Raw genomic sequence first — 811 nt, forward strand, 5'->3', positions numbered from 1 at the left:
CTAGGGTGTGTTGACAATTACCGTAAATGGATAATCGTCGCTGCTAAATAGATATTAGCAGCAAACGACTCATCTGTTTTTTCAGCACGCATGGCAATTTTCTTGAAATCTTTCAGCTTACAGAAGAAGTTCTCGATTAAATGACGCCACTTGTACATTTCTTTATCGAAATCTCGTTGCTTTAAACGAGAGCGTTTAGGGGGTATGACCGCTTTGCTGCCACGCTCTTCTAAGTCTAGCAGTAGCCAATCCGTGTCAAAGGCTCTATCAGCAAGCAATGCACCAAACTCTTTGTCTTTAATTAAAGGTTTAACACCTGCCATGTCGTGCTGCTGTCCTTTCAATAAAGTAAAATCAACAAGGTTGCCTAATGCATCAACCATTGCCATGATTTTAGTGGTCATACCGCCTCTTGATTTGCCAATCGCCTGATGACAAGCCCCCCTTTTGCGCCTTGTCCATGACGATGTACTTTAACAATAGTGCCATCAATCATGGCGTACTCTAAATCTGGGTCATTTAAGGCGTTAAATAGCTTGCTGAACCTATCGCTTTTTACCCATCGACGGTAGCGCTTATAAACACTGTTCCAGTTACCAAATTCAGGGGGTAAATCTCGCCACGGACTACCTGTACGGACAATCCATAGAACAGCTTCTATAAATAGTCGATTATTTACGGCTGTTCTACCAACATCGGTCTCTTTACCTGCACAATACGGTTCTATCTTTGCCCACTGGGCATCACTTAGTGTTAATCTAGTCATAGCACTATAATTATCAATTATTCTCTATATGTCAACACACCCTAG

Annotated in this window: 1 protein-coding gene; it reads right to left on the reverse strand. The window is 41.9% G+C overall.

Annotation, left to right across the window (positions count from 1 at the left end):
• Positions 1 to 17: 17 nt before the first annotated feature.
• Positions 18 to 766 (reverse strand): IS5 family transposase gene (locus tag JMX98_RS13940; RefSeq protein WP_201587427.1). Its coding sequence is split into 2 segments (ribosomal slippage): positions 18 to 436 and positions 436 to 766, totalling 750 coding nucleotides; the frame shifts between segments, so codons are not numbered across the junction.
• Positions 767 to 811 lie beyond the last annotated feature (45 nt).

Source organism: Psychrobacter sp. HII-4, from assembly GCF_904846595.1.
Classification (GTDB): Bacteria; Pseudomonadota; Gammaproteobacteria; order Pseudomonadales; family Moraxellaceae; genus Psychrobacter; species Psychrobacter celer.